Below are 23,902 nucleotides of genomic sequence, written 5' to 3'. Positions count from 1 at the left end.
AACTTTTATCAGGGCCGCGTGTTGAACAGGCGGCCACTGTTAAAAGTATTATTGTTTTAAAAAACCAATTACACATTAAATCTGAAGTGCATGATGTCGCCATCCTTCACTACGTATTCTTTTCCTTCAACTCTGAACTTTCCAGCTTCTTTAACTTTCGCTTCAGAACCGAATTTGATTAAGTCATCAAAGTGGAAAACTTCCGCTTTAATGAATCCTCTTTCGAAATCAGAGTGAATAACACCTGCACACTGAGGAGCTTTGTAACCATCATGGAAAGTCCATGCACGAACTTCTTTAACACCAGCAGTGAAATAAGTTTTAAGTCCAAGCATGTTGTAAGCAGCACGAGTTAACTGATCAAGACCAGACTCTGTGATACCTGCAGCTTCAAGGAATTCTTTTTTCTCTTCAAGAGTTTCAAGAGATGCGATTTCTGATTCAAGTTTCCCACAGCACTTCATTACTTCTGAGTTTTCAGCAGCAGCGTATGCTTTTACAGCTTTAACGTGATCATTGTCTGAAGTCAGACCTTCTTCATCAACGTTACAAAGATAGATAACTTTCTTCATAGTGATAAGGTTAAGATCTTCAACTGCTAGTTTATCTTCGTCAGATAGAGAAGAGTTTCTTGCAGCAATACCAGATTCAAGTTCAACTTTTAGTTTTTCTAAAAGAGGAAGTTGGATTTTTGCTGAAGTTAAAATTTCTTTATTTTGAGACTTTAAAAGTTTCGGAATGTTTTGAAGTTTTTTCTCAACAACTTCTAAGTCAGCAAACGCTAACTCAAGATTGATTGTTTCGATATCGTCTTTTGGATTAACTTTTCCGTGAACGTGAATGATATCTCCGTCTTCGAAACAACGAACAACGTGAACGATTCCGTTTACAGCGCGGATGTGACCTAGGAATTGGTTTCCTAAACCTTCGCCTTTTGAAGCACCCTTAACAAGACCAGCAATGTCTACGAACTCAACAGTTGTGTAGATCATTTTCTCAGGTCCGATGATGTCCCCGATTTGTTTCATACGAGGGTCATGCATTGCTACGATTCCCACGTTTGGTTCAATTGTACAAAATGGGTAGTTCGCTGCTTCTGCAGGAGCTGAAGTGATCGCTGAAAAGATTGTTGATTTACCAACATTTGGAAGACCAACAATTCCACAATTTAATGCCATAAAATTCCTCTATTAAATATTAAACAATTTTTTTCTTACTATATGAGGTCGCTGCTTTATCAAAACCAAGTTTGATATACTCTTCCAGCGCCTGTGCTGCACCCTTTAAAAAAGGTCTAAAAAAATCTTTGTCTTCTCCTATATACCCCGAGAGAACCCAGTTGGAAACATCGCCGTGTACCGGGCGGCCGATTCCTACTCTGACTCTTCTGAATTCCTGAGTTCCAAGCGATGCTGTAATAGATTTCAATCCATTATGGCCTGCTAAACCCCCGCCTTTCTTGAAAGCGATGGTCCCGTATGGAAGATCGAGTTCGTCATGGACGACCAGAATGTTTTCCACAGGAATTTTGAAGAAGTTCATCAAGGGTTGAACACTTTCGCCTGAAAGGTTCATAAATGTCTGAGGTTTTAGAAAATAGATTTTTTCATCCCCGTTTTGATAAACGGCATACTGACCTTTAAATTTGTCGGTCCATTTTAACTGGCCCGCAAAACTAAGTTCTTCGAACACATCCCAACCAATGTTGTGACGAGTGTAATGATATTTTGATCCTGGATTTCCAAGTCCTACAATTAAACGGTCCATGGCCCTTTTCCTTAGATGAAAAGCGAGCTGACAGAATCGTTATTGAATGTTCTGTGGATTGCTTTTGCTAGAAGTTCAGCTGTTGATAAAACTTTGATCTTATCGCATTTTTTTGCAGCTTCACTCATTTGGATTGTATCTGTTACGATGACACGATCAAGCTCTGCACACTCTGTAATTCTCTTAATCGCTGGATCAGAGAATACTGCGTGAGTTGCACAAGCATAAATCTTAGTCGCACCATTTTTCTTAAGCGCTTTACAGGCCTCAATCAAAGTCCCGGCCGTATCGATCATATCGTCGATGATGATACATTCTTTGCCTTCAACGTTACCGATAACGTTCATTGCTTCCGCAATGTTTTTACCTGTACGGCGTTTATCGATCATGGCGATTTCAGAATTTAATTTTTTAGCATAAAAACGAACGCGCTCAACTCCACCAGCATCTGGAGAAATGAACACTGAATTATCCGTGAAGATTTCTTTTTTGATGTACTGAAGAAGCACAGGCGAAGCAAAAATATTATCGAAAGGAATATTGAAAAATCCCTGGATCTGACCAGCGTGAAGGTCCATAGTCACAACTCTTGTTGCTCCGGCCACTGTCACGATATCAGCTACTAGTTTTGCTGAGATTGGAGTCCTAGGGGAAGCTTTTCTATCTTGTCTTGCGTATCCGTAGAATGGAATAACTGCTGTGATTGAAGCGGCCGATGCTCTTTTTAGAGCGTCGATCATAATTAAGAGTTCCATCAAATTGTCGTTAACCGGTGCACTTGTCGATTGAATGACGAAGACGTCAGCTCCGCGAACGTGCTTTTCGATTTCGCAGAAAATCTCTCCATTAGCAAAACGAACTAATTGGGGATTAACAAGCGGCACATCTAAAAAATCTGATATTTGGTTAGCGAGTGATGGATTTGAAGAACCAGAAACTAATACGATTCGTTTCACAAGATCCTCTCTTAAAATAAATGTACTTCGTTGATTACAAAATGGTTGGGGTGCAAGGATTCGAACCTTGGCATGGCAGAATCAAAATCTGCAGACTTACCACTTGTCGACACCCCAATACATTTGTGAACTTAATATAATCAAAACAGTGCTTTTTTGCAAGAGCTAGTTAACTAGATCACAGCTGAATTGTTGGAAACGACGCCCTCTGTCTCGGTAATAACTCTGGAAAACATCAAATGAAGTGGTCGCACCGTATAATCCTAAAGATTTTGTTTTACGCTCACCTTCATATCCAACCCAAATTAACGTAATGTTCTTCCCGTCAAAGGCCACATACCAGTTATCATAACCATTATTTGTCGTTCCCGTTTTCCCGAAGAAGCGAAGCTTCTGCATTACAACGTCAACCGCACGCTCAACTGTCGTCTGATTTGGATCGCTCAGGATCGATAAAACGGACTGATCCATGAAACGTTCACTGTTTTTTATTTTGCCGCACTCTGTTCTAATAAAGCTTACGTAGGCATCACGAAGCTCACTCATACTCAGTTCCATACTTCCTAAAAGCTCTGATGGGTATTGATCCAATGGAGTTTTTAACTCTGGAAAGTATGGTTTCAGGCGTTCTTCCACAGCTGGAAAACCTAATTCACTGGCAATTCTGATCACCGGACGGTTGTATGATTTCATCAAAGCTTCAGTCAAAGAAACTTGAGGCTCAACTTTGCTATGAGACTCTCTTGGAGTCCACGGACCAGATTTTAAATTTAATGTGATGGCATCAGTCGATACATAATCACTCATGCTGCGACCAAGGTCTTCGAACACACTATAGATAATTGGTTTAATCGTACTTCCTACCTGGTGGCGTTCCTGGTGAAGTGCTTTTTCTTTGTTTCTCTCAACACGGTTGTAATAGCTGTACCAAGAGCTGCCGTTTAATGGCCCAAGCATAACTTTTACAGAGATATCTACAGTGTTGAATTTATCGTTAAACCTTGCTGCGATTTTAGATTTAACATCGGCCACTTTTTGAATCAGAACAAATTTTTCATAATTTGAAAGAGTCGGCTCTTGATCGTTAAGTGTTCTCCAGATCGCCTGGTGGTATCTTTGTGATTCTAATTTTGTAAGTCTTGCTGTCCAGTTATCCCAATCTTTCTTTTTCCATACAACTGACGGATCATTGGCAACAAAGTTTTCTTGAATAAGTTTATTGTAAACAATTCCTGCACGTTCTTGCAGGCGTTCAATTTTTTTCAGAGGGTGAAAGTATCCTGGCCCTTTTAAGAGACCAATTAAAATTGCGCCTTCATACGGTGTGATATCCCCTGGCTTTTTACCGAAGTAAAAAAGTGAAGCAGAAAGGACACCTTTCATTTTAATTCCCTGAAGTGCTCCCCAGTGAACTTCGTTTAAATAAGCTTCCAGAATTTTTTCTTTAGGAAATTGCGTTTCAATGTAAATTGAAACCACCATTTCTTTTAATTTACGTGTGAATGTTTTTTCATTGGTAAAAAACAAATTTTTAACTAACTGCTGAGAGATTGTTGATCCACCTTGAGTGTATCTCATCGTCTTTAAGTTTGTGATTAGTGCTCTAAAAAGAGATTTTAAATCGACACCAAAATGATCCAGGTATCTTTGGTCTTCAACGCCAATTAATCCTTTCCAGAAAATTGAAGGAATGTATTCGAAAGGCAGGTAGTGTTGGTAGCAATAAAGCTCAACACAGTCATTGGACATTAAGTTTTTAAAATGAATGTTCTGATTAACTTGTAAGACGCCAGGGATTTCTTTTAATTCAGTAATCGCACCTGTTTCACGGTATCTTGCCATGAAGTCTTCAAAGCTATTTTTTTCTGCAGTAAATAAATAGAAGCGTTGTAATTCTTCACGTTTTACAAGAGATCCCTCTTCCAGTGTGATTGGTTCACTTGGAGTGGTGTAAGGATCGTAAGTTTTAGAAATTTTTTCTTCTAAAAGTGCAATCGAAGTTTCATTTAATGTCGTTTTGACAAAAATGAATACTGCGCCTGCCGCTAATACGATTAAAATCAGTAGCGCGATTAATATGCGAATTGCCCATTGCTTCATTGTGTTTCTCGTTTTGACTTAACTACTACCATTTCATATAGTATTTTGATAAAACTTTCCAATGTTAATTGACTTCTTTTTTTGGAGTATTTCATGACTATGTCTCTGAACAGATTAATGGCCATCGCGCTTTTGGCAGTTGTTCCTGCTACATCATTCGCTCTTCCAATTGATTGGCATGGAGCTTTCGGTGTTGACTCAACTCTTATCAGCGGATATCGCCGAGTTAAAGCAACTACTGATCAAACATCAACTAACGACGGATCACAAGAAGTTGGCCTTGATAATGGTGGAAAAGGTTCTGCTAACTGGCTAAGTTATGTTTTCAAACTTGCTCCAACTATGATCATCAATGACGCTGCGACTTTCAAAGCAGAATTAACGACTGATTATGCTAGTGGCGGAATGCTTGGGGATTCATCACAGACTGACGCTAACGGTACGAACAATATTCCTGTTTATTACCACAATCAAGCAAAAGGCAGCACTGTAAACATCAAAAAAGCTTATCTAGAATTATATTCTGATACAGCAACTTATATGATTGGTCGCCACACATACCAATGGGGTCTTGGAGCAATCTATAACGATGGTTCAAACACTTGGGATCGCCATGCTTCTTCTCGTGACGGGATCACGATGAAGTTAAAAGTTGGGAACTTTCACGTTCACCCATTCTGGTCAAAAGTTGCTAACACTGGTTTAACAACTGCGACAGATGTAAAAGAATACGGGGTTGGACTTCTTTATGATAACGCTGAAAGAGATATCGCATTCGGTATCATGTACGGTGTAAAATCAAGCAATGGTTCAAATACAACAATCACTTCTACAATCCAAACTCCAACGGCTCAACCTGTTGGCGCAACAGATGTTAAAATTACAGATATTTTCCTGAAAAAAACTTGGGATAAATTCGATATCGCTGTTGAAGTTCCTTTAATGTCTGGTGACCTTGGAAGAACAATTACTGGTGGACCTGTAGTTAGCTATTCTACAAAAGCTATTCTTGCTCAAACAAACTACCGTGCAAATGATTCCTGGACGCTTGGATTAGATGGTGGACATGTTAATGGTCACGACGGAAGTGCTTCTAAGTTTGGTGCTCTTTATTTAAATCCAAACTACCAAGTTGCTAATCTTCTTTACCGTTACAACATCGGTGCAATTGGTACTAAGGGTAATAATAATGGAGTTAATGGAAGCGTTTATGATTCATACATCACAAACTCAATGTACTTAAAACTTAGATCAAGCTACAGCACAGAGAAATGGGTTTTTGATACAGCTATCATCTATGCAAAAGCTCTTGAAGTGGCAGAAGCTGGAAAGTCAGCTTACAACCACACAAAAAATAAAATCTTTACTGCTGCAACAACTCAAGCAGACGACCTTGGAACAGAGATCGACATGAACGCTACTTACAAGTGGAATAATGAAATCTCAATCGGTGCTGGTCTTGGATATTTAATCACTGGTGATTATTTCAGCTACACTAACGATGCAAACGTTAAGAACGAAGCGAAAAGCTCTCTTCTTCTTCAAGTAAACACATCAGTAACTTTCTAATTCTAAAATAAAAAAGGCCCTCGAAAGAGGGCCTTTTTTTTATCTAATTTTTAAAATTTTTCATTAAAGCGACGGCCAAGCACCCATCTGCTGACCACCACCTTGAGGTTGTTGCATTTGGTATTGGTAACCTTGTTGTCCACCATACTGCTGTTGTTGTGCCATCATCATCTGAGGTTGCCCCATATTCATTGATCCACTTACACCACCCATGTTGTACATGTTAGGATCGTATGCTGTCGTTGAACTTGGTCCATAGTACCCAGGGAATCTGTCAGCAAAGTTATCATCGTAGTTTGTATATGTTGATCCAGTTGGGTCATACATTTCAGCTTCAGCTGCTTCTTTCGAAGCTACGTTTCTTTGGTAGTCGTTATAACTAGTTCCCATTTTTGTTAACATGTCATTTTTGCTTCTTACATAAAGAAGATCTTTTTCACGTTTCTTAAGTTCATTTTGCATACGCTTATCACGTCCACCTACGAACTCTTTACACTTAACCGGGTTCTTTACTGATCCAAGCATACCAACTGAACAGTAATTGTTGTAATCAGATAATTCTTTTTTCTCAAAAGCTGCGTAACGAGAGTTCATACGATCAATTGCACCTTGGCGCTCTCTTTCTGTTCTTTGGATTGGAAGCATATTTCCTTTTCCAACTAAGTACACATCAGACCAAACATTCAGAGTTTTTTCAAAGCTTGAAAGCTTTTGAACTTGTTGTTGGTTAGCTGATTCGAAAGATAGTGGTTTTCCACGTCTGTCATCAGTTGGACCAGCGTAAACTTTTCCATATAGGTAAGACTTCAAACGAATATCTTCAATAGTTTTAGCTGAATCATTAAGCGCGTATTTTTCCATTACAGAGTAAACACTCGCAAATGAAGTTGGGTTTCTTTTTGAGAACTGAGAAACGTCTTCATTGATTTTTTTAATTTCAGCATCCAGGTCTCTTGCAGCTGGTGATTCATCATCATCAAGAGCAGCTCTTTTTAGCATTAGATTGTCTAAACGCTTGATGGCCGGATTTAAAAAGTCACGGTCTAAGTCTTTAGCTAAAGATGCATATTCTGCCATCAATTTTTTAGCTTTAGCTTCGTCCATTGAGTCTTTGTTTTTATTTAAATTATCTTCAATCTTAGACATCTTATTGCTGATTGCGAGAACGTCTTTTTTTACAGCTACTAAATAAGCCGCATCCATTTCAGATTTAATTTTTTCTGCGATGTCTTTTAGAGCATCCGCATTCCCCATTGATCTTTTCGCGTCTGCAATTTTCTGAGCGTCTTCACTCATACAAGCAGCGTTGATTCTTTCAATCAGAACATCTCTACCTTCATTAATATAAACTGAATTGTCTGCGATTTTTTCAGTACGCATACAGCTTTCACCAGGAACATTTGGTGTCCTGTCTTCGAAACCAAACAATGCTTTATATCCCTCATCTGAGTCATAAGATTTTGGATAACCATATGATACAGTCACAGTATTTTTTACATCTTTCTTTTTATCAAAGTCATAGTCGAAAGTTGAAATACTTTCTGAATAACCTTTACCTGGAACTTTATCGTAATCAATTTTACCATCAACGATAATATTCTTTTCGACTAAACAGTCTTCAAGATCTTTATGCGTAAGAAGAGCATCTTTTGTTTCAACAACAGTTTTTACACCGTTTACTTCGATGGTTTCTTTTTTCGTTCCAATTAATTTAATTAAAACGGTTACGTTTTTTGTATCATTATCTTGTCTAAGTTCCGGTGTGAACTGACCGCAGACATTAATCGTTGGTGGAATTTTCACCACAACTTTATTTCCTGCTCTTAATTGAATATCAACACCTGCTCCTTCATCTCGTGAAAGCTGGGTGAATAGATCTAGTGGAAAATATTTTTCCTGATCCATATCCATCGTACAATTTACCATGTCCGCTGTTTTCACAACTTGAAAATTGTCTTTAGAAGCTACAGTGACTTTTACCTTTGAAGGTTGTGACTGACTTCTTCCACCACTAGAGGAACTCTCTCCTGGTGTCGACGGCTTTCTTTCCCCAGAAATTCTGGCCATTGCCACATCTGTCATGAGAAGTGTCGCAAGGACGTTAATTGCCATCATTTTTTTATTCAATTTCATAAATAATTCCTTTAAGGACGTGGGCCTATTTATCTAGAACTCATCGTCTTAACGGAGCAATATCGGATTTACTTTAATACTTAATCAAAATAATACGGATCTACATCTATTTTCAGGGAGATAGTGTGAGGGGGGCGGTAATTTTTTTCAAAAGAGTTCACTAAGTTGTGAAGTTGATTCACATCTTCACTTCGTATCATTAATGACCAAGTAAATTTGTTAACCTTCTTTTCTATCATACTCGGTCGAGGCCCTAAGATGTCGACCTTAGCAAAATGAGCTTCAGCAGTGTCTCGTAAACGTTGGGCCTGCTCACTGCTCTCCTTTATAACCTGTCCTTGATCCTTACCATTAAAGTAGATCAGGATAAGTTTTTTCATAGGTGGAGATGAGCACATCTCTCTCATCGGAATCTCATCTTTATAGAAGTCATCGAATGAGTGATTTTTCAGGTAAGAGAAAATTTTATTTTCAGGGGCCAGAGTATGCACTAGAACTTCTGCCTTTTTTCCAAAGCGTCCTGCTCTACCACTTACTTGAGTAAGAGTTTGGTAGACGCGCTCATTAGACCTGAAGTCCGGGAAGTTTAGTTGGGAATCAATCCCTAGAATAATAACCAGGTTTACGTTTTCAAAGTTGTGACCTTTTGAAAGCATTTGAGTTCCAACCAGGATATCTATTTTTTTATCGTGGAAGAGATTGAGCGTATCTTCTAACTTGGTGAACGTTTTAATTTCATCACGGTCAAAGCGCTCGATGATTTTATCAGGAAATAGGCCCTGTAATGTATCGTGTGCTTTTTCAGTTCCAAATCCTTTAGGAGTTAACTGAATGTTCATGCACTCTGGACACATTTCCGGCTGAGGCATTTTGAATTCGCATGTCTGACAAACCAGTTCACTTCTTTTTTTAAAAAATTTTAGATTCGTGCTGCAATTAGGGCATGAAAACTGATGCCCGCAAGAATTACATTGTAAGTAGCTGGCGTATCCAAGGCGGTTAATAAAAACCAAAACCTGCTCACCTTTTTCCAGTGCTTTTTTAATTTTAAAAATACTTTCACTACTATAAGGCCATAAATGTTTTTCAGACTCGATTCGACCTCTTCCGCGCATATCAACTAATTCAACGTCGGGAAGTTTTGCTTCCTGAGCTCTTTTTTGCATTGGAAAGTAATGAGTTGTTCCCACGAAAGCTTTATAAGTCTCTACCATTGGTGTAGCAGAACCCAGGATGACCGGAATTTTTAAAAGTGACGCTCTTTTAATGGCAATATCGCGGGCATTATATGTACACCTGTCATCTTGTTTAAAAGACTGGTCATGCTCTTCATCGACGATTACTAATCCCAGATTTTTTATCGGAAGAAAAATACTACTACGAACACCCAGGATTAACTTAGGTGAAGAGTCTTCTTGAAGAAGTTTCCAAAGGCCAAATTTATCAGAGTTACTAATAGCACTGTTATAAGAATAAATTGGTACATCTAAATATGTTTGAAAAGTTTTCAAAAACTGTGGAGTTAAGTTAATTTCTGGAAGAAGAAAGAGAACTGATTTTTTCTCGTGAATAATCTTTTTAATCAACTCAAGATAAATGATTGTCTTCCCTGCTCCCGTTACCCCGTGAACAAGTGACTTACTAAACTTATCGAGTCCTGCTGCTGCGATTTTATCGACAACTTCTTTTTGGTCTTCATTTAAAACAAATGGACTTGTAACTCCCTGACCTTGATCAAAGTTTAGTTTCCTCGGGCGTTTTAAAAAAGTCGGAAGAACATCAAAAATTAACTGCCCTAATGGGTAATGGTAATAACTGGACATCCATTGGAATAAGTCACACTCTTCTTTTAAGATGAAAAGCTCTTCACTGATTGAATGAATATCTTTGATTTTTTTCAGGTCGAGATTGTCGCCTGATGTTTTTCCCCACACGCAGCCATCCGCGAGTCTATTTTTCCCCAAGGGAACTTTGACCAGCGAGCCTTTTTTAATCACGCTACTCATTTCCTCTGTCGCACTATAAGTGAGCATAGATGAATTGAAAGGCGTATTAACTGCTACGAGAAAAAAGTGTTTTTCCATTCTTTAAAATAAGAACGAATAACCAGCATCTGATTGTCCTGGAGCTTTTTTAAGCTCTTCGTAACTATCAGCAAGACGCTTGTCTGTTCGTTTAATGTCCAAACCTAGGGTTTGAATTTTGTATAACTGCCCGGCACTATCTTTAATGTTCATGAATTTTGGAAGTTCATTTGTTCCATTGAATAGTAAGTAGCTGTTAGCTTCGATTTTAATTTGAGAATCAGCTGTACTGTAGTCGATAGCTCTAAATTGCCTTTCTTCATTTGAGAAAAACCCTTGTGCCGCTTTCCAGTCAACTTTCCACATGAACTCATTATCTTTTTTAACTAGTTCAATATTTTTAGCTCTCTTGAAAGTATTTGATCTAAATAGATCTAAAACTTTTTCTTTGTTTTTTGGATCTTCCGGATTTAATGGTGACCCAGAATCTCCTTTACCTTTGTTATTCACAAGGTGAGCTCTGTAAGCGCGAAGAAGTTTAATTTTATCTTCGTTTAAGATTGTTTTATTTTTAACAACGCTGATTCCGTTTTTTTCCAGGAATGCTTCCATCCCTTGTGAGCGGTTTGTTGTTAGCATCATCAGGACAGAATAAAACAAACTTTTTTCCGGAGCTTTTTCTCTTCTAATCTGTGCAAGTAAATCTGGAAAATATTTAACACTCTTAATTTGCGAATTAAGCATCTGCCCGTTTGAATATGTTGTTTGTAGTAAACCAACAGTATTTGGATTTTCTGCTGAAATCTGAAACTTTACGTAATCTGTCTTGTCAGCTTCCGTTAACGATTGAACCATGGTCTTTACAGTAATGTATTGTCCTGGCAAATCAGCATTGTTCAAATTTCTCAACAGGCCTTCTTCAGTTGGCACTGAAGCAACGGCAGAAAAAGAAATCATCATCACAATTAAAAGCTTTGAAAACATTTTCATAATATTTACCTATTTAATTTTATACTTTTCCATTTTTTCTTTAATCAAACGTCTCATCATCGGCTCAGACTCTTTGTTCATTAAAGCAAACTCAATCGTTGCATTTAAATAACCTTCGATACTTCCCGTATCAAAACGGTCCCCTTCGAAAATATGAGCATAGACTTCACTTTCTTTTGCTAAAAGATTAATCGCATCCGTCAGTTGGTATTCTCCACCAACACCTTTAGGAATAACTTTTAGTGCATCGAAGATTTCCGGACGGAATACATAACGTCCCGGAGTCGCAAGATTTGATGGAGCTTCTGCCGGACGAGGTTTTTCAACCATCGTGTGCATTCTCATCGTTTTCTTTAGATCATCGATGTAATCCCCTTTAACGATACCGTATTTGTATGTTTCAAGTGGATCAATTTCCATAACACCAATCACGTTGGCATTATTGTTCTTATTTGAAATATCAATTAACTGTTTTGTTACCGGGTTTGGACCGCGAACGATCTCATCACCTAAAATAACTGCAAACGGTTCATTACCAACAACATCTTTTGCACAAAGAACGGCGTGGCCTAAACCAAGTTGTTCTTTTTGGCGAATTGAAGTCACTTCAACCATTTTACCAATTTGCTGAATCAACTCCAGCTCTTTTACTTTTCCACTCTTAATTAGAAAGTCTTCTAATTCAAAGTTTCTATCAAAGTAATCTTCAATCGCGTTTTTTCCCGATGAAGTGATAAAAATAATCTGTTCAATACCCGACAAAATTGCTTCCTCTACCACGTAGTGAATCATCGGTAGATTGATGATTGGAATCATTTCTTTAGGTACTTGTTTGGTAGCTGGCAAAAATCTTGTCCCTTTTCCAGCAACGGGGATGACGGCGCGTCTTATTTTCATTATAATTTCCTCTTAAGCATTATCAATTTTAAAAGGAATTATTAACATTCGCAATCAAATCAAAAAATCTTTTTTCCTGGCAACATTACTCATGTCTAATTTTGCTTTTGCAAAGATACACGAATTTGAAACAACTCACTCCAAGTCTATCGCAGGAACTGGTGTTGCGGGCATTTTTATGGAAGAAGCCGCTTTTTTAAACCCAGCGAGTTTAGCATTCTTTAATCAAGCTGATGTTTATGTTCAAAGAGATATGCTGCAAATCAAAGACAAAGACGGCAATGTCATTCAAAAGCCAAAAAATACTGGTGTGGTCATGGCCGATGGTAATCCGAGCTTGAGTGGATCACTAAGTTATGTAAACCAAGAAGAAGGCGATCAAAAACGCACGCGTTGGGGCCTTACTGCTTCAAGTCCATTAAGCGAGAAATCTGCTTTTGGTGCGAGTATAAGAAAATCAAAAGACGAAAACTTAACAACAAAAACAGAAGTCGATTATTATCAAACAGTCATTGGTGTTATTCACGCTCTGGACACTCAAACTTCTTTAGGGATTGTAGCTTACGATGCTTTCAATTCTAAAGCAGGTGAAACAAAGGCCATCATCGGTGGGCAACACATCTTTGCAGACTATGTAACGCTGGCGTTTGATTTTGGTGGAAACTATAACGCTGATGAAATTGGCGATACACTACTTTATCGTGGTGGAGTTCAACTTCGTGTCCTAAATGATTTCTACCTTCGTTTTGGGGCTTTCAATGATAAAAGCCGCCAGGAAAAAGGAAATGGGTTTGGGCTAGCATGGGTACAACCCAAACTTGCTTTCGAATTTGCAATGAAAAATACAAAACAAGAAGCTGACTTAGCTATTAATAGAAATGAATCAAAAATCAGAGAAACATCTTTTGGTGCTTCATTTAGATTCTAATTTAAAAAACAAGGTTTTCATTGGCAAAGAAAAAAGACCCGAAAGATGCAAGCGATAGAAAGCGCGAACAGGTTGTTGAACTTTATCGCACTCGTCTTGCTCATTTAAAGCGCGCCCAAGTTTTCGTCAAGGAAGACCGCATGGCGCTTGCCGTAGACTCTTATAATAAGTATCTCGGTATTCTGGCACTTTATTTCGACACTACTGAAGATCGTTTATCTCCAAGCTTATTTGATGCTGAAAAAGATATGACTGAGCTTCTTTTAATCAGTCACGCTTATTGGGATCTTGCCAAGGCCTATGATAGAAGTCCAAATCTTCAAAGAGACTGCTTTAGATGTCTTGAGCAATTCATGAAATTCTCAATTGGTTTTAAATACCAACACGTCAACGCTCAGATCATCCGTAAATTTAATAATAAAAAGCAGGCCCACAACCTTAAAGCTTTTGAAGCCGCTTACCATAAGATTCAAATCAGTGCGAAACGCTGTTATGTAGCAACGATGGCCTTCGGTTTTGAAGATGAAAAGACGGAAACTCTTCGCCATTTCAAATTAAAAATTGCCAAATACAATCTTGGCCTTGATTTTATCGATTTTTATTATGCTCACTCACCAACTTTAGTGAATTATCTGGAAGTCAGGCCAAAGCAAAAATTCGTGTTCAACACTTTTATTGCCCGTCCTCTTTTATCAACGTTCATTTTTTTCATAAGGTCACATGTTCACCATACGAAAACTCATTCTTAAAGAGTGGCTTACATTCTTTCTAGGTTCGGTCTTCATTTTAGTGATGGTGCTTTCACTTGGTCATATTTTAACCGGGTTGTTAAAAGCAACGAATGAACTCAAATCCATTTTACTGGATTTAGTTTTAGAACTTCCTACTTTCTTAATAAGAATTTTTCCTGTCTCATGTCTGGTTGCTTCTTTATTTTCAATCAACAAATTAAAAAGCAGAAACGAACTGACTGCCATTTTCGCCAGCGGATTTTCAAGACGCCAGTTTGTTCTTTGTATCGGAACGATCGGGGCCTTCGTTGGATTAACTCTCTTTTTTATTAACGGTTACCTTGTTCCCTACACAAAACATAAGCAATCAACATTGAGTGACACTCATCCGGCCATTGCCAACAAAGCAAAGACCAGCTCAGTTTCAATCAATGCTCTTAAATCCGGTAAAATTTGGTTTAAGGGTCAGGATTACTTTTTTTCATACAGCTCGTTTGATGGAAACAGCAATACGATCTTCGATTTGAATCTTTACTATTATGACAAAAACTTCAAATTCTCTGAGCAAGTTACGGCCAATTCAGCAAAATTTATTGAAGGTAATTCATGGCTTTTAAAAAAGGGTCTGCATGTAACGAATCTTGAAAACAAAACGTTTCCGGAACCAAGTTACTTTCACGACAAAATGTTTCAGTTAAAAGAAACCATTTCGGATTTCAAAAAAATTAACGCTGATATTTCGACTTTAAATATCTGGAGACTCTACGACTACATTCTTGTTTTACGCACAAACGGAATCAACGATAGTGAGTATTTTGTAACCTTCCTTGATAAATTCTCTTCGGCCTTCACTTGTCTGATACTTGCGATTCTGGCCTCAGTTGCACTCTTTAATCCCAATCGAAGAAACAGCTCATTCGGGTCGAATATTGCCTTTGTTTTAACCTTCACTTTCATCTATTGGTTTATCTATTCTTACTTCATGACACTAGGGCAAACTAGTAAAATCCCAGCGATAGCCGCCACTTTTGGGGTACCATCTGTCTTTGTCGTCTACCTGGTGTTCTACTTTATTTACCATCGCAAATTACGCTAATTTATGATATGAATTTAGCTATGAAAGAAAACTTCCTAGATAATTATGAACTGATTGGAACTAAGCTTCCAATTTCTGTATACCCGGCACCTGTCTTAAAAAAGATTGCTGCTCCTGTTACTGAATTCAATGACGACTTGAGAGCACTAATCAAAGATATGTTGTTTACGATGTATCATGCTCCAGGAATCGGTCTTGCTGCTCCTCAAGTTGGTCACAGCATCCGTCTATTCGTTATGGACATTTGGTTTGAAAGAGAAAAAGTCACACTTCCTGATGGATCATCAGAATACCGTTACTCAGACATGCAACCCATCGCGGTCATTAATCCTGTTTTCAAAAACAAGACAGGTGAGATTATTCACGAAGAAGGATGCCTGAGTGTTCCTGGTGTTTACGAAGATGTGAAGCGCGCAGAGTTCGTGACTGTTGAGTATCAAGATATGTTCGGCAATCATCACAGCCTTGAAGCTGATGAACTTTTATCTGTGTGTCTTCAACATGAAAACGATCACCTTGATGGAATTGTTTTTATCGAAAGACTAAGCTTTTTAAAGAAGCAGTTAATTGAAAAGAAGTTCCTTAAAAAAGCTAAGAAAAAATAATGACGAAAAAACTTAATGTTGTTTATTGCGGAACTCCTGATTTTTCAGTTCCGACTCTGGTTGAACTCTTCAACAATCCTGCTATTAATTTAGTTGGCGTGATCACAATGCCGGATAGACCAGCAGGACGCGGGCAGGAATTAAAATCTCCTCCTGTTGCTGAATTTGCGAAGGCCAATAATATTAAATTGTTTCAAGTTGAAAACATCAACCGTGAACCGGCCGTTTTAGAAGAGCTAGAAAAACTAGAGATCGATTTCATTCTTGTATTAGCTTTCGCTCAATTTTTGGGTTCAAGAGTTTTAAATATGCCGAAGCTTGGATGTTTTAACATTCACACTTCTATCCTTCCAAAATACAGAGGGGCCGCTCCAATTCAATACGCTCTTTTAAATGGCGACACTTCAACAGGTGTTTCAATTCAAAAAATGGTGAAAGAAATGGACGCTGGTGATTTAGTTCATTTCGATGAATTAAATATTGCTCCTGATGAAAACGGAGAGAGTCTTTATAACAGACTTAAAGACCAAGCTGCTCTTAGTACAAAAGCTTTAATCGAAAAAATTCTAAACGATAAATTAGTCTATACCCCACAAGACCCAGCGGGTGTGAGTTTTGCTCCAACTCTTAAAAAAGAAGATGGATTCCTAAACTTCAAAGACTCTGACTATAAAAAAATCTACAATCAAATCAGAGCGCTTGATCCATGGCCTGGAACATACTGTTTCCTAAATGGACAACGCCTTAAAGTATTTAAGATTGAAAAACTTCAGCGCAACCTTGCTCCTGGAGAGACATCCATTGATCACGGACACCTGGCAGTGGGAATTAAAGATGCGACTATTCGCTTAGTCTCAATTCAACTCGAAGGTAAAAAAGTTTGCAACGATACAGAACTACTTAATGGCCTAAAAAATAAGGGCGGAGAGATTATTCTTAATCCGTAATTTTTATGACAATCATTTCACCTAGCCTTCTTGCCTGCGACTTTTTAAATATTGAACCAGAGCTTAATGCATTTGCTGGTGTGAAAGACATGTGGTTCCACCTGGACATCATGGATGGCCACTTCGTTCCCAATTTAACTTTCGGTCATCCGATCATCGAACTTATTACAAAAAAAGCTCCTCATAAATGTGACGCTCACTTCATGGTCACAAATCCTGAGTTTCATGGCGAAATATTAAAAGACTCTGGTCTATACAACTTCACATTTCACGTGGAAGCGACTCCAGACTCTCTAGGACTTATTAAAAAACTAAAATCACATTATCCTAGCGTGGGAATTTCTATTAAGCCCAATACTCCTGTGAGTGCGCTTACAGATGAAATCTTAAAAGCAATAGATCTGGTTTTAGTTATGTCAGTTGAACCTGGCTTTGGTGGGCAATCATTCATGCCGAGTGCCTTTGATAAAATCAAAGAACTAAAATCAAGACGTGAATCTCTTAAAGCTCACTTTCAAATTCAAGTAGATGGTGGTGTGACAGATAAAAATTCAAAAGAATTAATCGCTGCAGGTGCTGACAATCTCGTTGCTGGATCTTATGTTTTTAAAACGACAAAAGACAAATATGCCGAAAAGATTGAATCCTTGAGATAGTCTTTATTTCATTGAGGAAATTACTATTCCGCCATCAATTCTGGGCAATTTTCTGATTAATAAATCGTCAGTGAGCTGAACATTTCCAACACTTACCTCTGTGCTTGGTTTAGACACTTTTACCAATTAAACTTCATTTAATGAGTTTCAAACAATACATTAAAAACGAGAAGGTAAAAGATGGCATCGAATATCTTTCAACATTTTCTCTACCCTTCGTGATTGGTCTGGGCCCGAACGATTTTTGGGCAATCATGTTCATTGGGTGTCTGTCTTTATTCGTCCCAAAACTAGCTTTCATTATTCCCATCTACGTACTTTTCAATACGACAAAACGCCGTTCACATGGAAAAGCAAAACGCATTCAAGCACCAAAAGAGATGGAACAAATTGTTTTGTTTATACAAAGTAATAAACTGGAATCCCTGACCGAAGCAATTGAATCCAATCCTACTATTCTTCACTGCGATTATAAAAAGCAGACTCTTTTGTCATGGTGCAAATTCTATAATAATACCAAGGCGCTAATGGTCGTTCTCCAAATGATTAAGAAATATCCGCCTGAAAAGGCCTATGCCATGGCCGCTTAGTTAAAACATCCCAAACTTGAAGCAAAACATCATTACAAACCCACATTTTTCATTGTAGGATCAAGGTATTTTTAACCCTTGTGAGAACATATGAATATCAGTCTAAATGGCCAGTCTTTAACTATTGATCAAGTCCACCAAGTCGCTCATTCAAAAAGCGGAAATATTAAATTATCAATCGACCCATCTGCGATGACTAAAATGAAAGCCTCTCGTGCCTTCGTTTTTGAAATCGTAAAAAAAGGTGCTCCGGTTTACGGAATCAATACTGGCTTTGGTGCACTATCTAGCATGCACATTGCTGAAAAAGATCTTGCTCAACTTCAAGTAAATTTAATTCGCTCTCACTGTACTGGTGTGGGTAAACCTTTTTCTCGTGAGATCACAAGAGCGATCATGCTTCTAAGAGCAAACTGCTTAATCTCAGGATTCTCTGGTGTAGAACCTAGTACTGTTGAATTACTTTTAGATTTTTTAAATAACGACATCACTCCAGTAGTTCCTGAAAAAGGTTCTGTTGGTGCCAGTGGAGATTTAGCCCCTCTATCTCATATTGCTCTAGCTTTAATCGGTGAAGGCGATGTTGAATTCCAAGGCAAGATTGTTAACTCTGATATCGCAATCAAAACATTAGGAAGAGCTCCTGCTGTTCTTGGGCCAAAAGATGGTTTAGCTCTAATCAACGGAACTGCATGTATGGCCGCTCTTGGAGCACTAGCTGTATTTGAAGCTCGTCGTATTATGAAGCTTGCTGATATCTGTGCGACGTTAACAATGGACGGAGTTAAAGGAACAGATAAAGCTTACAATCCAAAAATTACAATGCTGAAACCTCACCCAGGTCAAATTGCATGTATGGAAAACTTAAACAGACTTGTTGCTGGATCACATTTAAAAGATTCACACCCTGACTGTCATAAAGTTCAGGATCCATACTCTCTTCGTTGTGTTCCTCAAGTTCACGGGGCCTGCAGACAAACACTTATTCACGCAGAAGAAGTTATCAATACAGAATTAAATGCCGTAACAGACAACCCACTTATCTTCGTGGATAGCGGTGAGGTTATTTCAGGTGGAAACTTCCACGGTGAAGCTTTAGCTCTTGTTATGGACTACCTTGCAATGGGTGTTGCTGAAATCTGCAATATCTCTGAGCGCAGAATTGAAAAAATGATGAACCCAACTTTCTCTGAGCTTCCAGCATTCTTAACTAAGAATTCTGGTTTAAACTCAGGGCTTATGATTGCTCACGTAACAGCGGCGGCCCTTGTAAGTGAAAATAAATATCTTTGCCATCCTGCAAGCGTGGACTCAGTTCCAACTTCAACAGACAAAGAAGACCATGTTTCTATGGGTGTAACTTCTGGAAGAAAACTTCACGAAGTTGTAGAAAACGCAAAATCAGTTTTAGGGATTGAACTTCTTTGTAATACTCAAGCTCTTGACCTACAAAGACCAGAGACAACATCTGCTCCACTTGAAGCGGTTTACGCTCTTGTTAGAAAGACTGTTCCTACAATTGAAGAAGACAGAATATTTTACAAAGATATCAACAATATTATTAAAGTTATTAACAGTGGCGAAGTTGTCGCTGCTGCTGAATCAAAAATTGGAGCATTAAACTAATGACTACAAATCATATCCCATTACCTCCAACAGGATCTACTCTAACAACGAAAGGCTGGCACCAGGAAGCGGCATTAAGATGTTTGCTTAACAACCTTCACCCTGATGTTGCTGAAGACAGAGACAACCTAATTGTTTACGGTGGAAACGGACAAGCAGCAAGAAGCCATCAAGCTCTTCAAGATATTATCCATGCTCTACAAAATTTAGAAAACAATGAAACGCTTATGATTCAATCGGGTAAACCTGTTGCAATCCTTCCGTCTCATGAACACGGGCCACGTGTCTTAATCGCTAACTCAAACCTTGTTCCTCATTGGGCAACTTGGGAGCATTTCAATAAATTAAAAGACGAAGGTCTGATGATGTACGGTCAGATGACTGCTGGATCATGGATTTACATTGGAACTCAAGGGATTCTTCAAGGGACATATGAAACATTCATGGCCGCTGCTGAAAAGCACTACGGAGATGGAAAAGATCTAACAGGTAAATTAGTTTTAACTGCTGGTATCGGTGGAATGGGTGGAGCTCAACCTCTTGCTGTAAAAATGGCAAACGGCGTGTGCTTAGCTTGCGACGTTGAAAAATGGCGTATTGAAAAAAGATTAAAAACAAAATACCTAGATGTTCTTTGTGACTCTTTCGACGAGGCAATTGATCTTGCACTAAAATCGAAAAAAGAAAACAAGGCCATCTCAATTGGTGTTGTTGGAAATGCAGCTGATTTCTTTAAGTACGTTTTTGATAAAGGAATTGTTCCTGATCTAGTCACAGATCAAACATCTGCTCACGATCCATTAAACGGATATGTTCCAAATAAAATGACTGTTGAAGAAGCTCTTGCTCTAAGAGTGAAAGATCCTAAAAAGTATGTAGATCTTGCTAACAAGACTATGGGTGATCACGTCTCTGCAATGCTTGCTTTCCAAAAAGCAGGATCGCATGTTTTCGACTACGGAAACAACCTTCGTGAAGGTGCAAAAACTGCAGGTGTAACTAACGCTTACGACTTCCCAGGATTTGTTCCTGCTTATATCAGACCATTATTCTGTAAAGGCTCAGGGCCATTTAGATGGGTAGCACTTTCAGGTGATCCTGATGATATTCGTGTCACTGACGAAGCGATGAAAAAACTTTTCCCGGAAAATAAAAAACTTCACAACTGGTTAGATAAAGCTCAAGAGATGGTGGCCTTCCAAGGTCTTCCAGCTCGTATCTGCTGGCTGAACTACGGTGAACGCGAGAAAGCGGGACTAATGTTCAATCAATTAGTAAGAGAAGGAAAAGTAAAAGCTCCAATCGTTATTGGCCGCGACCATTTAGATACTGGTTCTGTAACATCTCCAAACAGAGAAACAGAAGGCATGATGGATGGAACTGACGCAGTTTCAGACTGGTCATTATTAAACCTTATGATCAACACAATGAATGGTGCTTCATGGACTTCATTCCACCACGGTGGAGGAGTTGGTATTGGTTATTCTCAGCACTCTGGGATGGTAATCTGTGCTGATGGTTCAAAAGATATGGATGAAAGGCTTAAGCGCGTTTTAAATTCTGATCCAGCGATGGGTGTTGCAAGACATGCTGACGCAGGTTACGAACTGGCCCGCACAACTGCAAAAAACAGTGCACTAAAATTGCCGTCACTAAAAATTAATTCATAAAAATATCCGGAGCACTTGTGATTTGAAAATAATTACAAGTGCTTTAGATTAAAGACCGAGCAACTTCCTCACCTTCTGTCATGTCCTATGAATTTATTCTTCCAGCAACAAGAGGTTTTGGTCTATACTCCTTGAAACCCAAATAACTCTGATGAGATTAAAAATAACTTATGACAATTAAAATTTTTCGCAACTTTTCAGAAATCGCAACTCTTAAACCAGCTCATGAAAAAGATGGAAGAAATCTAAAACCATCTGATCTTGGCATTATTAAAAATGCTTCAATCGTTTACGATCAAGAGCAAATTTTATGGGTAGGCCCGGATTCAGAATTCCCTCAGGAGTATGCTGATATTCAAGCTATCGATGCATCTGGAAAATCTTGTGTTCCTGAAATTGTCGATTCACATACTCACGTTGTTTTTGGTGGAGATCGTGCTAGCGAATACAGCATGAGACTCAACGGTGCGACTTACGAAGAAATCGCTGCGGCCGGTGGCGGAATTCTAAACTCAATGACTGGTACTAATGAGTTATCGAGAACTGAGCTTTTAAAACTCGCTCAACAAAGAATTAAGACGATTGCTTCTTACGGAGTTGGAACAATCGAAGTTAAATCAGGATATGGTTTAAACTTTGAAAAAGAGTATGAACTGACTCACATCATTCATGACTTAAAAAATATTTGTCGTCCTGATGTTCAAATCATAAATACTTTCATGGCCGCTCATGCAATCCCAAAAGATTATGCAAGCTCATACCTATATATGAAAGAAGTAGTTCTTCCTCTTCTTGATAGAATGGCCGAAGAACAAATCATTGATTGCGTAGATATTTTCCATGAACAAAATTATTTCAGCGAAGAAGATGTGATCTCTCTTTTTGAGCGTGCTAACCGCTTAAACATTCCGGTTAAAATTCACGCTGATGAATTCAACGACAATAAAGGCGCAATCCTTGCGACAAGATACCAGGCCCTTTCTGCTGATCATTTACTTGCGACTGGTGCTGATGGAATTGAAGCTTTAAAAAATTCAAATACTGTTGCGACTCTACTACCTGGTACTGGATTATTTTTAGGAAAGACTCAAGCAAACGCTCGTGCCTTTTTAGATGCCGGTGTTAAAGTTGCGATTGCTTCTGACTACAACCCAGGTTCATGCCACTGCGATAACGTTCTGATGATCGCTTCTCTGGCAGCACCGATGTACAAGATGAACATGGCCGAACTTTGGTGTGCCATCACTCTAAATGCTTCTCACGCACTTGGGATTAGAAACCAAGGTGCCCTGATTCCAGGTCTAAGGCCTCGATTTACGGTATTTAATACCGACTCAATTGATCGAGTAACTTATAACTGGGGTAAAAATCTAGCTATTTAGCTCATTCGATTTTAGTTTTTTACAACAATATCCGATAAAGACTACATGAAAAGAATGTCTCAAATTCTGTATTCATTGGGTCTACTAACGCTGGTGATTTTATCCTCATGCGGGAAAGACAATTCAACTAGTACCGCTGGTTCTTCAGTTAGCACATTTAATGGAGAATGCTCTTTTACGTCAGAGTATTCACCTGTTTGCGGTGTGAACAACATTACTTACGATAACATCTCTATCGCCAAATGCTATAACGTCACTCAGACTTCGCCTGGAAATTGTATTTGTAGTGAAAGACCTGTGTGCGGTGACAACGGTGTGACTTATACTGAATGCGATGCCCAGGATGCTTATCGCCAGGGCAAGATCAAAAGAATCGTAAAGTTTACTGACTGTAGAAAGTAATCGCTCTTAATTCGCAACCCATTCTTTCATTTTTTCTTGAAACTCTTCCGAGTTAAAATCCATCGGCCCATTGCTAAAATGAACCACTTTTCCTCTGTGATAAACAATCGTCACCGGAATAGCAGAAATTTTAAATTGAGTGACTAACTTTGATTCTTTATCCGGAACGATAGTAAATTCATCTTTCATGTCGATTTTTTTCATCGTCTTTTGGATATTTGCTAACTGATCATCTTCATCTGTATTGAAAGCAATAATCTGAACCTGGTCAGGCGAAAATTTTTTCTTAAGCGCGATCATTGAAGGCATTTCTTCCAAACATGGAATGCACCATGAGGCCCAAAAGTTGTAGATAACAACCGGAGCATTGATTTTTGTCATCTCGACACTTTTGCCATCGATTGATTTATAGCTTCCATGAAGGAAAAGCTCTTCATATTGGTCATATTCCGGATTTTTTTCCACACTTGCGATGTTATTCACCATTTTAAAGGCCACTTGTCCGGCAAGCACAGTTGCAAATACGATAGCAAATATAATTAATGGTAAAAATTTCTTCATTGATCCGGCTCCTCTTTGGTCTCAAAATTATACTATGTTTAAAACGAGACCGAAACATAAACCATCGCGTTTAAAAAACCAAAATGGTCAAACTTTTCTTGAATTCATTTTCATTCTGATGATTCTCGTTACGATATCCTTCGCCTTCTTGCGAGGCTTCAACTATCTGATTGGTACGCGTTGGGAAATTATGCTTAAAATAATTGCCCGCCCGAATCAAGACACAATCCAACTTCCACAATAAACTATTCTTATATTAAATCTCTGTGAGG

General features: G+C 38.5%; 22 protein-coding genes and 1 tRNA gene. 13 read left to right on the top strand and 10 right to left on the bottom strand.

The genetic code is table 11. The features are described 5' to 3' along the window. Positions 1 to 68 precede the first annotated feature (68 nt). From ychF to SHI21_RS01400, 5 genes are all read right to left on the bottom strand, one after another. Positions 69 to 1,178 carry a redox-regulated ATPase YchF gene (gene ychF / locus SHI21_RS01420; RefSeq protein ID WP_323574335.1) on the bottom strand — a complete coding sequence of 370 codons (1,110 nt, stop codon included), beginning with the start codon at positions 1,176 to 1,178 and terminating at the stop codon, positions 69 to 71. A 19-nt stretch (positions 1,179 to 1,197) separates the two neighbouring features. Beyond that, on the bottom strand, positions 1,198 to 1,767 hold the full coding sequence (gene pth, locus SHI21_RS01415) for an aminoacyl-tRNA hydrolase (protein ID WP_323574334.1): 570 nt from the start codon (positions 1,765 to 1,767) through the stop codon (positions 1,198 to 1,200). An 11-nt stretch (positions 1,768 to 1,778) separates the two neighbouring features. Further along, positions 1,779 to 2,723, bottom strand: a complete 945-nt coding sequence (locus SHI21_RS01410) for a ribose-phosphate diphosphokinase (protein ID WP_323574333.1) — start codon at positions 2,721 to 2,723, stop codon at positions 1,779 to 1,781. A gap of 42 nt (positions 2,724 to 2,765) precedes the next feature. Further along, a tRNA-Gln gene (locus SHI21_RS01405) sits at positions 2,766 to 2,840 on the bottom strand. 48 nt (positions 2,841 to 2,888) lie between these two features. Continuing rightward, positions 2,889 to 4,823 carry a transglycosylase domain-containing protein gene (locus tag SHI21_RS01400; protein WP_323574332.1) on the bottom strand — a complete coding sequence of 645 codons (1,935 nt, stop codon included), beginning with the start codon at positions 4,821 to 4,823 and terminating at the stop codon, positions 2,889 to 2,891. Positions 4,824 to 4,916: 93 nt separating this feature from the next. Here SHI21_RS01400 and SHI21_RS01395 point away from each other — a divergent pair, with 93 nt between their 5' ends. Continuing rightward, entirely contained in the window at positions 4,917 to 6,392 is a 1,476-nt protein-coding gene (locus SHI21_RS01395) for a hypothetical protein (protein WP_323574331.1), read from the top strand. Positions 6,393 to 6,455: 63 nt separating this feature from the next. Here the strand turns inward: SHI21_RS01395 and SHI21_RS01390 are convergent, their stop codons facing one another. From SHI21_RS01390 to galU, 4 genes are all read right to left on the bottom strand, one after another. Beyond that, positions 6,456 to 8,525 (bottom strand): hypothetical protein, encoded by a 2,070-nt coding sequence (locus tag SHI21_RS01390; RefSeq protein ID WP_323574330.1) that lies wholly within the window; start codon positions 8,523 to 8,525, stop codon positions 6,456 to 6,458. A gap of 80 nt (positions 8,526 to 8,605) precedes the next feature. After that, a complete protein-coding gene (gene priA, locus SHI21_RS01385; protein ID WP_323574329.1) occupies positions 8,606 to 10,609 on the bottom strand; it encodes a replication restart helicase PriA in 2,004 nt (667 codons plus the stop codon). 3 nt (positions 10,610 to 10,612) lie between these two features. Beyond that, positions 10,613 to 11,539, bottom strand: a complete 927-nt coding sequence (locus tag SHI21_RS01380; RefSeq protein ID WP_323574328.1) for a hypothetical protein — start codon at positions 11,537 to 11,539, stop codon at positions 10,613 to 10,615. Between the two features lie 9 nt (positions 11,540 to 11,548). After that, positions 11,549 to 12,436, bottom strand: a complete 888-nt coding sequence (galU, locus tag SHI21_RS01375; RefSeq protein WP_323574327.1) for a UTP--glucose-1-phosphate uridylyltransferase GalU — start codon at positions 12,434 to 12,436, stop codon at positions 11,549 to 11,551. A 91-nt stretch (positions 12,437 to 12,527) separates the two neighbouring features. Here galU and SHI21_RS01370 point away from each other — a divergent pair, with 91 nt between their 5' ends. From SHI21_RS01370 to SHI21_RS01320, 11 genes are all read left to right on the top strand, one after another. Next, positions 12,528 to 13,364, top strand: a complete 837-nt coding sequence (locus tag SHI21_RS01370) for a hypothetical protein (RefSeq protein ID WP_323574326.1) — start codon at positions 12,528 to 12,530, stop codon at positions 13,362 to 13,364. 20 nt (positions 13,365 to 13,384) lie between these two features. After that, positions 13,385 to 14,113, top strand: a complete 729-nt coding sequence (locus SHI21_RS01365) for a CFI-box-CTERM domain-containing protein (RefSeq protein WP_323574325.1) — start codon at positions 13,385 to 13,387, stop codon at positions 14,111 to 14,113. Then, a complete protein-coding gene (locus SHI21_RS01360) occupies positions 14,085 to 15,191 on the top strand; it encodes an LptF/LptG family permease (RefSeq protein WP_323574324.1) in 1,107 nt (368 codons plus the stop codon). The genes SHI21_RS01365 and SHI21_RS01360 overlap by 29 nt, the downstream gene beginning before the upstream one ends. A gap of 20 nt (positions 15,192 to 15,211) precedes the next feature. Beyond that, complete coding sequence (def, locus tag SHI21_RS01355) at positions 15,212 to 15,796, top strand: peptide deformylase (protein WP_323574323.1); 585 nt, start codon at positions 15,212 to 15,214, stop codon at positions 15,794 to 15,796. Continuing rightward, positions 15,796 to 16,743: a methionyl-tRNA formyltransferase gene (gene fmt / locus SHI21_RS01350; protein ID WP_323574322.1), complete on the top strand. Its 948-nt coding sequence runs from the start codon at positions 15,796 to 15,798 to the stop codon at positions 16,741 to 16,743. Before def ends, fmt begins: the two co-directional genes overlap by 1 nt. A 5-nt stretch (positions 16,744 to 16,748) precedes the next feature. Beyond that, positions 16,749 to 17,399, top strand: a complete 651-nt coding sequence (locus tag SHI21_RS01345; protein ID WP_323574321.1) for a ribulose-phosphate 3-epimerase — start codon at positions 16,749 to 16,751, stop codon at positions 17,397 to 17,399. A gap of 140 nt (positions 17,400 to 17,539) precedes the next feature. Next, positions 17,540 to 17,989, top strand: a complete 450-nt coding sequence (locus SHI21_RS01340; RefSeq protein WP_323574320.1) for a hypothetical protein — start codon at positions 17,540 to 17,542, stop codon at positions 17,987 to 17,989. Between the two features lie 90 nt (positions 17,990 to 18,079). After that, on the top strand, positions 18,080 to 19,615 hold the full coding sequence (hutH, locus tag SHI21_RS01335; protein ID WP_323574319.1) for a histidine ammonia-lyase: 1,536 nt from the start codon (positions 18,080 to 18,082) through the stop codon (positions 19,613 to 19,615). After that, a complete protein-coding gene (gene hutU, locus SHI21_RS01330) occupies positions 19,615 to 21,285 on the top strand; it encodes a urocanate hydratase (RefSeq protein ID WP_323574318.1) in 1,671 nt (556 codons plus the stop codon). The genes hutH and hutU overlap by 1 nt, the downstream gene beginning before the upstream one ends. Before the next feature lie 170 nt (positions 21,286 to 21,455). Continuing rightward, positions 21,456 to 22,667 (top strand): imidazolonepropionase, encoded by a 1,212-nt coding sequence (gene hutI, locus SHI21_RS01325; protein WP_323574317.1) that lies wholly within the window; start codon positions 21,456 to 21,458, stop codon positions 22,665 to 22,667. Positions 22,668 to 22,712: 45 nt separating this feature from the next. After that, positions 22,713 to 23,069: a Kazal-type serine protease inhibitor domain-containing protein gene (locus SHI21_RS01320; protein WP_323574316.1), complete on the top strand. Its 357-nt coding sequence runs from the start codon at positions 22,713 to 22,715 to the stop codon at positions 23,067 to 23,069. 6 nt (positions 23,070 to 23,075) lie between these two features. Here the strand turns inward: SHI21_RS01320 and SHI21_RS01315 are convergent, their stop codons facing one another. Further along, entirely contained in the window at positions 23,076 to 23,630 is a 555-nt protein-coding gene (locus tag SHI21_RS01315; RefSeq protein WP_323574315.1) for a TlpA disulfide reductase family protein, read from the bottom strand. A gap of 34 nt (positions 23,631 to 23,664) precedes the next feature. Here SHI21_RS01315 and SHI21_RS01310 point away from each other — a divergent pair, with 34 nt between their 5' ends. Then, positions 23,665 to 23,874, top strand: coding sequence for a hypothetical protein (locus SHI21_RS01310; RefSeq protein WP_323574314.1), 210 nt, complete (start codon positions 23,665 to 23,667; stop codon positions 23,872 to 23,874). Positions 23,875 to 23,902: the final 28 nt, after the last annotated feature.

The sequence above is a fragment of the Bacteriovorax sp. PP10 genome, assembly GCF_035013165.1.
Classification (GTDB): Bacteria; Bdellovibrionota; Bacteriovoracia; order Bacteriovoracales; family Bacteriovoracaceae; genus Bacteriovorax; species Bacteriovorax antarcticus.
This window is presented reverse-complemented; position numbering and strand designations above follow the sequence as displayed.

Bases quoted from the DNA above. Each gene is read 5' to 3' on its own strand.
- ychF (WP_323574335.1), bottom strand. From the start codon at position 1,178: ATGGCATTAAATTGTGGAATTGTTGGTCTTCCAAATGTTGGTAAATCA.
- pth (WP_323574334.1), bottom strand. From the start codon at position 1,767: ATGGACCGTTTAATTGTAGGACTTGGAAATCCAGGATCAAAATATCAT.
- SHI21_RS01400 (WP_323574332.1), bottom strand. From the start codon at position 4,823: ATGAAGCAATGGGCAATTCGCATATTAATCGCGCTACTGATTTTAATC.
- SHI21_RS01395 (WP_323574331.1), top strand. From the start codon at position 4,917: ATGACTATGTCTCTGAACAGATTAATGGCCATCGCGCTTTTGGCAGTT.
- SHI21_RS01390 (WP_323574330.1), bottom strand. From the start codon at position 8,525: ATGAAATTGAATAAAAAAATGATGGCAATTAACGTCCTTGCGACACTT.
- priA (WP_323574329.1), bottom strand. From the start codon at position 10,609: ATGGAAAAACACTTTTTTCTCGTAGCAGTTAATACGCCTTTCAATTCA.
- SHI21_RS01380 (WP_323574328.1), bottom strand. From the start codon at position 11,539: ATGAAAATGTTTTCAAAGCTTTTAATTGTGATGATGATTTCTTTTTCT.
- galU (WP_323574327.1), bottom strand. From the start codon at position 12,436: ATGAAAATAAGACGCGCCGTCATCCCCGTTGCTGGAAAAGGGACAAGA.
- SHI21_RS01370 (WP_323574326.1), top strand. From the start codon at position 12,528: ATGTCTAATTTTGCTTTTGCAAAGATACACGAATTTGAAACAACTCAC.
- SHI21_RS01360 (WP_323574324.1), top strand. From the start codon at position 14,085: ATGTTCACCATACGAAAACTCATTCTTAAAGAGTGGCTTACATTCTTT.
- def (WP_323574323.1), top strand. From the start codon at position 15,212: ATGAAAGAAAACTTCCTAGATAATTATGAACTGATTGGAACTAAGCTT.
- fmt (WP_323574322.1), top strand. From the start codon at position 15,796: ATGACGAAAAAACTTAATGTTGTTTATTGCGGAACTCCTGATTTTTCA.
- SHI21_RS01345 (WP_323574321.1), top strand. From the start codon at position 16,749: ATGACAATCATTTCACCTAGCCTTCTTGCCTGCGACTTTTTAAATATT.
- SHI21_RS01340 (WP_323574320.1), top strand. From the start codon at position 17,540: ATGAGTTTCAAACAATACATTAAAAACGAGAAGGTAAAAGATGGCATC.
- hutH (WP_323574319.1), top strand. From the start codon at position 18,080: ATGAATATCAGTCTAAATGGCCAGTCTTTAACTATTGATCAAGTCCAC.
- hutU (WP_323574318.1), top strand. From the start codon at position 19,615: ATGACTACAAATCATATCCCATTACCTCCAACAGGATCTACTCTAACA.
- hutI (WP_323574317.1), top strand. From the start codon at position 21,456: ATGACAATTAAAATTTTTCGCAACTTTTCAGAAATCGCAACTCTTAAA.
- SHI21_RS01320 (WP_323574316.1), top strand. From the start codon at position 22,713: ATGAAAAGAATGTCTCAAATTCTGTATTCATTGGGTCTACTAACGCTG.
- SHI21_RS01315 (WP_323574315.1), bottom strand. From the start codon at position 23,630: ATGAAGAAATTTTTACCATTAATTATATTTGCTATCGTATTTGCAACT.
- SHI21_RS01310 (WP_323574314.1), top strand. From the start codon at position 23,665: ATGTTTAAAACGAGACCGAAACATAAACCATCGCGTTTAAAAAACCAA.